Below are 6,717 nucleotides of genomic sequence, written 5' to 3' on the forward strand. Positions count from 1 at the left end.
GCATAACCATCCGAGCTTCATCGAGCCCTACCAGGGCGCCGGCACCGGCATGGGCGGCATCCTGCGCGACGTCTTCACCATGGGCGCCCGGCCCGTGGCGGCCATGAACGCCCTGCGCTTCGGCGACCCCAAGCACGAAACGACCCGGCACCTCGTCTCCGGCGTCGTCGCCGGCGTCGGCGGTTACGGCAACTCCTTCGGCGTGCCGACCGTGGGTGGCGAAGTCGAGTTCGACGAGCGCTACAACGGCAATATCCTCGTCAACGCCTTCGCCGCCGGCCTCGCCGACACCGACAAGATCTTCTACTCGAAGGCCGAAGGCGTCGGCCTGCCCGTCGTCTATCTCGGCGCCAAGACTGGCCGCGACGGCGTCGGCGGCGCGACCATGGCCTCGGCCGAATTCGGCGACGACATCGAGGAAAAACGCCCCACCGTGCAGGTAGGCGACCCGTTCACCGAGAAGCGCCTGCTCGAGGCCTGCCTCGAGCTCATGGCCACCGGCGCCGTAATCGCCATTCAGGACATGGGTGCAGCCGGCCTCACCTGCTCCGCCGTCGAGATGGGCGCCAAGGGCGACCTCGGCGTCGAGCTCAACCTCGACATGGTGCCGGTCCGCGAAGACGCCATGACCCCCTATGAGATGATGCTCTCCGAGAGCCAGGAGCGCATGCTCATGGTGCTGCATCCCGAAAAGGAAGCCGAAGCCCGCGCCGTCTTCGAGAAGTGGGAGCTCGATTTCGCCACCGTCGGCTACACCACCGACGACCTCAGGTTCCGCGTCATGTGGAAGGGCGAGGAAGTCGCCAACCTGCCGATCAAGGACCTCGGCGACCAGGCGCCCGAGTACGATCGGCCATGGACCGCTCCCGTGCCGCCCAAGGCGCTCGCCGCCGACGACGTCCCGCAGATGGATATCGCCGACGCATTGCTGCGCCTGCTCGGCTCCCCGGCCCTCTCGTCCCGCCGCTGGGTCTACGAACAGTACGACACGCTGATCCAGGGCAACTCGCTGCAGCGCCCCGGTGGCGATGCCGGCGTCATCCGCGTCGAGGGCCACCCGACCAAGGCGCTCGCCTTCTCCTCCGACGTCACCCCGCGCTACTGCGAGGTCGACGCCTACGAGGGCGGCAAGCAAGCCGTCGCCGAGTGCTGGCGCAACCTCACCGCCACGGGCGCCGACCCGCTCGCCGCCACCGACAACCTCAATTTCGGCAACCCCGAGCGGCCCGAAATCATGGGCCAGCTGGTCCATGCGGTAAAAGGCATCGGCGACGCCTGCCGCGCACTCAACTTCCCGATCGTCTCCGGCACTGTCTCGCTCTACAACGAAACCAACGGGCGCGGCATCCTCCCAACCCCGACCATCGGCGGCGTCGGGCTCATCCCCGACTGGTCGAAGATGGCCCGCGTCGGCTTCGCCGCTGAAGACCAGGCGATCCTGCTGTTCGGCGCGCCGGACTGGTGGGGCACCCATCTGGGCCAGTCGCTCTACCTCTCGCAACTGTTCGGCCGCAAGGACGGCACTCCGCCCCCGGTCGATCTCGAGCACGAAAAGAAGGTCGGCGACCTCGTCCGCATCCTCATCCGCGACGGCGCCGCCACCGCCATCCACGACCTCTCGGACGGCGGCCTCGCCGTCGGCCTCGCCGAGATGGCAATGGCCTCGGGCATCGGCGCCACCGTCAACCAGCTCGACGGCGGCGACCCGCTGCCGCTGTTCTTCGGCGAAGACCAGGGCCGCTACCTCGTCACCATGAGCCGCGAAAACCTCGACAGGTTCTACGAGGAAGTCTACCCCTACGCCGGGGTCTTCGCCCCCTGGATCGGCACCACCGGCGGCACCACCCTGACGCTCGGCGAAGCCCGCCCGGTCGCCGTAACCGAACTCCGCGCCGCCCACGAAGGCTGGTTCCCGGCGTTCATGGCCGGCGAGATCTCTGAGGTCTAGTTGGAGCCGTGGACTGGCCCCACACCCACCGGGTCATTCCCGCGAAAGCGAGAACCTCCGTTTCCTTTGGCGGCCTCGCTCCCTCCTCCGCCACGATGTCATCCCAGCGAAAGCTGGGACCCATCCCACCACAGCGCAAGCGGACAATTGGGTCCCAGCTCTCGCCGGGATGACATCGTGTATTTGTGAACTCGCGGTTTCCACCCCGAGCACCTATATATTGCGCATCCCAAAATAATGGAGACACGGCATGACGACCAACACTGAGCGGGCGGTACTGGCTGGCGGGTGCTTCTGGGGCGTGCAGGAGCTGCTGCGCAAGCGCGACGGCGTCATCTCCACGCGCGTCGGCTATTCCGGCGGCGACGTGGCCAACGCCACCTACCGCAACCACGGCACCCACGCCGAGGCGGTGGAGATCATCTTCGATCCCACCCGCATCAGCTACCGCGACATCCTCGAGTTCTTCTTCCAGATCCATGATCCGTCGACGAAGAACCGGCAGGGCAACGATGTCGGCATGAGCTATCGCTCGGCCATCTACTACACCTCAGACGAGCAGAAGCGCGTCGCCGAGGAGACCATCAAGGACGTTGGGGCCTCCGGGATCTGGCCGGGCAAGGTGACCACCGAGGTAAAGGCCGTCGGCCCCTTCTGGGAGGCCGAGCCCGAGCACCAGGATTACCTGCAGCGCATCCCCAACGGCTACACCTGCCACTTCGTCCGCCCCAACTGGAAGCTGCCCAAGCGCCAGGCGGCGTAATTTCGACGGGCGCCGGGAAACGGGCGCCCGCCTGCGTTGAACCACCCTCCCCCGCATGCCATCTGAGCCGGGCTCAACCACCGGGAGACGTGCCATGGGCATGGCTGCAAACGAAATCGAACGCCGCATCCTGCAGGCGCTCCCCGACGCCACCGTCGAAATCCGCGACCTCGCCGGCGACGGTGACCACTACGCCGCGACGGTGATCTCGGAATCCTTCCGCGGCAAGACCCGCGTCCAGCAGCACCAGATGGTCAACGCCGCCTTCGGCGAAGACATGGGCACCGTGCTCCACTCCCTCGCCCTGCAGACGCGAGCCCCGGATTGAGAACCGTCCTCTTCGACGTCGACGGCGTCCTCGTCCACGGCTACCACGCCAAGCCTCATAAGCAGCTCCGTTGGGATGAGAACCTCCTGGCCGATCTCGGGGTCGATCCCCAGCGGTTCAAAGACGAGTTCATCTACGACGTCTTCATCAAGAAGGTGATCGTCGGGCAGATGTCGCTGCTCGAGGCGCTGGACCGCACCCTGCCCAGCCTCGGTTTCCGCGGCCCCTCGATGGCCTTCGCCGGCTACTGGTTGAGCCACGACAGCCACGTCAACGAGCCGCTGCTCGACGTCGTGCGCAAGCTCAAGGCCACCGGCGTCAAGCTCTACCTGGCCACCAACCAGGAGCACATGCGGGCCCAGTGGCTCTGGCAGACGCTGAAGTTCGGCGAGCTGTTCGACGACATCTTCCACTCCGCCCGCATCGGCCACGCCAAGCCCGCCAAGCCCTATTACGAGTGGGTGAGCAACCGTCTCGGCCCCCAGGATGAGCCACCCCTGTTCTTCGACGACTCCGAGCCGGTGATCAAGGGCGCGCGCGAGCATGGCTGGGAAGCCGTGCAGTTCGACGAGCTGGAGGATGTCACCAACCATCCCTGGATCGCGGAGCGGCTGGCGGCTCAAGCATAGGCCCCCGTCCCACCCTCGGTGTCATCCCCGCGCAAGCGGGGACCTCCGTTTGCGATGGTGCCGGTTGCGCGACAACTGAGGTTCCCGCTTTCGCGGAAATGACCCGGTGGCTGGGGCCAGACAGGAACCCATCATCGTCAACCACCGATGCCGCACCTCGACAGCGCCGCATTGCAGGACTATCTAAGCGAAGACGAGCTGGCTTCCTCCCGGCCCCACGAAAGGCATTCATATGAGCGACATCAACGCGTTCATCGACGACAAAGTGAAGAACAACGACGTGTTCCTGTTCATGAAGGGCACGCCGGACTTCCCGATGTGCGGCTTTTCCGGCCGTATCGTACAGATTCTCGGCTACCTCGGCGTCGACTACGACAGCGCCAATGTGCTCGAGAACCAGGAACTGCGCGAGGGCATCAAGGCCTACACCAACTGGCCGACCATCCCCCAGCTCTACATCAAGGGCGAGTTCATCGGCGGCGCCGACATCGTCACCGAGATGTTCCAGGCGGGCGAGCTGCAGTCGCACCTCGCCGGCAAAGGCATCGCGATCAAGCAGACCGCCTGAGCCTCACCGCTTCCAGCGCCTTGAAGTCGGCCGCGTAGCGCAACTCGCGCAGCGGCCGAACTCTTTTGGTGGCTTCCGCGTACAGCGGATGCGCCTTGTAGGCGGCGAGCGCCGCCTCGTCCTCGAACTCGGCATACACCACCACGTCCACGTCGTTGCCGATCTGGTCGACCTTGGCGTTCCGCGTCACCTCGAAATGCAGCGAATGCGGGATCTGCCCGAGCAGCTCCAGCCCCTCGACGATGGCATCGAGATGACCGGGTTCCTTGGCGGTGAAGAAGACGATGTGGCGGATCACGGGCTCGCTCCGGTGTCGCCCTGTAGATAGTCGAGTCCTGCCCGCGATCAACTGTGGTATGCCGTCCGCCATCGATTTGCGTGATGGCGGTATCACCTAAAAGCATTTCTCACGCCCGGCCCGACTGTGTAGGTACACGGGCTCGTCCTTCCCCGAGATTCCCCCTCCATGTTCTCGATCACTGCCCCACGCTCGCTTGCGACGCCGCTGATCGTGCTGATCGTCGCCGGCTGCATCATCGCCGCGGTGACCAACGGCATCCGGACCAGCTTCGGCCTCCTGACCCTGCCGATGACCGCCGATCTCGGGATGACCCGCGAGGCCTAGGGGATGGCGATGGCCATCCAGAACCTCGCCTGGGGCGTCGCGCAACCCTTCGCCGGCGGCCTCGCCGATCGCTACGGCACCGCCCGGGTGATCGTCGGTGGCCTCCTGGTCTATGCCCTCGGCCTCGCGCTCATGGTGGTTTCCCCCACCGGCTCGCTGCTCAATCTCACCGCCGGCATCATCGTCGGCGTGGGCATCGCCACCTCATCCTTTTCCACCGTGATGATCGCCTTCGGCCGCAGCGTGCCGCAGGAAAAGCGCAGCCTCATCTTCGGCGTCGCCACCGCGGCTTCATCCCTCGGCCAGTTCGCCTTCGCGCCGCTCGGCCAGGCCTTCATCACCAATTTCGGCTGGCAGAGCACCCTGCTCTACGCCGCTGCCATCCTCGCGCTGGTGATCCCGCTCACTTATGCGCTGCGCGGCCGCACCGAGCGCGCCACCGGCCAGGCTGACCTCAAGTTCATGCAGGCGCTGAGCCGCGCCTGGGGTTTCCGCTCCTACCGGCTCCTCGTCATCGGCTTCTTCGTCTGCGGCTTCCACCTCGCCTTCGTCAACGTCCACATGCCCGCCTACCTCGTGCAGTGCGGCCTCTCGCCCGAGGTCGGCAGCTGGGCCATCGCCGTTATCGGGCTGTTCAACATCGTCGGCTCGCTGCTCTCGGGCTATCTCGGCAGCCGGCTGCCCAAGCAGCTGCTGCTCGCGACGATCTACTTCAGCCGCGCCGTGGCGATTGGGCTCTTCGTGCTGTTCCCGGTCACCGAGGCCAGCGCCTACATCTTCGCCGCCGCGATGGGGCTCCTCTGGCTCTCCACCGTGCCGCTGACCGCCGGGCTCGTCACCCTGTTCTTCGGCGCACGCTACATGGGCATGCTCTACGGCGTCGCCTTCTTCAGCCACCAGCTCGGCTCATTCGTCGGGGTGTGGCTCGGCGGCTTCGTCTACGATCACACTGGCTCCTACAGCCTCGTGTGGTACCTGGGCATCCTGCTCGGCCTCGCCTCGGCCGCCGTGCACGTGCCCATTCGCGAAACCAGCGCCGCTTCGTTCCAGCTCAAGCCCGCCCAATAGGGCCTACCTCTCAGCAATATTACCCGGATCGGGTTGCAAAAAGCAGGCGATGCGGGCATCGTCCCGGCCTTTCAGGCCGTCCCCCTGGCCACCCGAGTTATCACATGTCCGAAACTGCCGTCGCGTCGCGGGACCCGTCCCGCGTCGAGTTTATTGTTCTTGTCGCAGCGCTCATGGCGCTCAACGCCCTCGCCATCGACGTCATGCTGCCGGCCCTGCCCTACATGGGCGAGGCGCTGGGCGTGAGCCATGAGAACGAGCGCCAGTTCGTCGTCGGCGTCTATATGCTCGGCTTCGGCGTTGCGCAGCTGGCCTTCGGCCCCCTCACCGACCGTTTCGGCCGGCGCGGGCCGCTCTTCGTCGGGCTGGTGATCTATGTCATCTGCGCCTTCGCCGCGACCTTCGCCCCCAATTTCGCGGTACTGCTGGGGCTCCGCTTCGTGCAGGGCCTCGGTGCCGCCGGCACCCGCGTCATCGCCACGGCGGTGGTACGCGACCGCTTCTCCGGCCGCGAGATGGCCGAGATCATGGCGCTCACCTTCATGATCTTCATGGCTATCCCGATCCTCGCGCCCGGCATCGGGCAGGTGATCCTGCTGACCGGCCCGTGGCAGCACATCTTCCTGTTCATGGGGGGGCTCGCGACCCTGATCGGTCTCTGGGCCTTCTTCCGCCTCCCCGAGACCATGCATCCCGAATATCGCCGGCCCCTGAGCTTCGCCTCGGTGTTCGACGGCTTCCGCATCGTCCTCACCAACCGTTCGGCGCTGCTGTACGGCCTCGCCGGA

Annotated in this window: 9 protein-coding genes; 8 read left to right on the forward strand and 1 reads right to left on the reverse strand. The window is 66.1% G+C overall.

The features are described 5' to 3' along the window. The 5 genes from purL to grxD form a co-directional block, all read left to right on the forward strand. Positions 1-1,948 (forward strand): phosphoribosylformylglycinamidine synthase subunit PurL (purL, locus tag JWQ89_RS07075; RefSeq protein ID WP_299639616.1); only part of this gene is annotated, 1,948 nt, incomplete at its 5' end. Positions 1,949-2,198: 250 nt separating this feature from the next. Continuing rightward, positions 2,199-2,711: a peptide-methionine (S)-S-oxide reductase MsrA gene (msrA, locus tag JWQ89_RS07080; RefSeq protein ID WP_299639618.1), complete on the forward strand. Its 513-nt coding sequence runs from the start codon at positions 2,199-2,201 to the stop codon at positions 2,709-2,711. A 94-nt stretch (positions 2,712-2,805) separates the two neighbouring features. Continuing rightward, positions 2,806-3,039, forward strand: a complete 234-nt coding sequence (locus JWQ89_RS07085) for a BolA family transcriptional regulator (protein WP_299639619.1) — start codon at positions 2,806-2,808, stop codon at positions 3,037-3,039. Then, positions 3,036-3,668, forward strand: coding sequence for an HAD-IA family hydrolase (locus JWQ89_RS07090; protein ID WP_299639621.1), 633 nt, complete (start codon positions 3,036-3,038; stop codon positions 3,666-3,668). Before JWQ89_RS07085 ends, JWQ89_RS07090 begins: the two co-directional genes overlap by 4 nt. 232 nt (positions 3,669-3,900) lie before the next feature. Then, complete coding sequence (gene grxD / locus JWQ89_RS07095; protein ID WP_299639623.1) at positions 3,901-4,236, forward strand: Grx4 family monothiol glutaredoxin; 336 nt, start codon at positions 3,901-3,903, stop codon at positions 4,234-4,236. On the opposite strand, the gene JWQ89_RS07100 is transcribed toward grxD, so the two are convergent. Next, complete coding sequence (locus JWQ89_RS07100) at positions 4,220-4,534, reverse strand: Dabb family protein (protein WP_299639626.1); 315 nt, start codon at positions 4,532-4,534, stop codon at positions 4,220-4,222. The genes grxD and JWQ89_RS07100 overlap by 17 nt on opposite strands. 168 nt (positions 4,535-4,702) lie before the next feature. Between JWQ89_RS07100 and JWQ89_RS07105 the strand changes: the two genes are divergently transcribed. The 3 genes from JWQ89_RS07105 to JWQ89_RS07115 all read left to right on the forward strand — a co-directional run. Then, complete coding sequence (locus JWQ89_RS07105) at positions 4,703-4,861, forward strand: hypothetical protein (protein ID WP_299639628.1); 159 nt, start codon at positions 4,703-4,705, stop codon at positions 4,859-4,861. Positions 4,862-4,870: 9 nt separating this feature from the next. Continuing rightward, positions 4,871-5,929 (forward strand): MFS transporter, encoded by a 1,059-nt coding sequence (locus JWQ89_RS07110; protein WP_366143975.1) that lies wholly within the window; start codon positions 4,871-4,873, stop codon positions 5,927-5,929. 104 nt (positions 5,930-6,033) lie between these two features. Then, a partial coding sequence (locus tag JWQ89_RS07115) for an MFS transporter (protein WP_299639632.1) occupies positions 6,034-6,717 on the forward strand: 684 nt, incomplete at its 3' end.

The sequence above is a fragment of the Devosia sp. genome, from assembly GCF_028290645.1.
Taxonomy (GTDB): Bacteria; Pseudomonadota; Alphaproteobacteria; order Rhizobiales; family Devosiaceae; genus Devosia_A.

Coding starts and splice junctions, on each gene's coding strand:
- msrA (WP_299639618.1), top strand. CDS start 2,199: ATGACGACCAACACTGAGCGGGCGGTACTGGCTGGCGGGTGCTTCTGG.
- JWQ89_RS07085 (WP_299639619.1), top strand. CDS start 2,806: ATGGGCATGGCTGCAAACGAAATCGAACGCCGCATCCTGCAGGCGCTC.
- grxD (WP_299639623.1), top strand. CDS start 3,901: ATGAGCGACATCAACGCGTTCATCGACGACAAAGTGAAGAACAACGAC.
- JWQ89_RS07105 (WP_299639628.1), top strand. CDS start 4,703: ATGTTCTCGATCACTGCCCCACGCTCGCTTGCGACGCCGCTGATCGTG.
- JWQ89_RS07110 (WP_366143975.1), top strand. CDS start 4,871: ATGGCCATCCAGAACCTCGCCTGGGGCGTCGCGCAACCCTTCGCCGGC.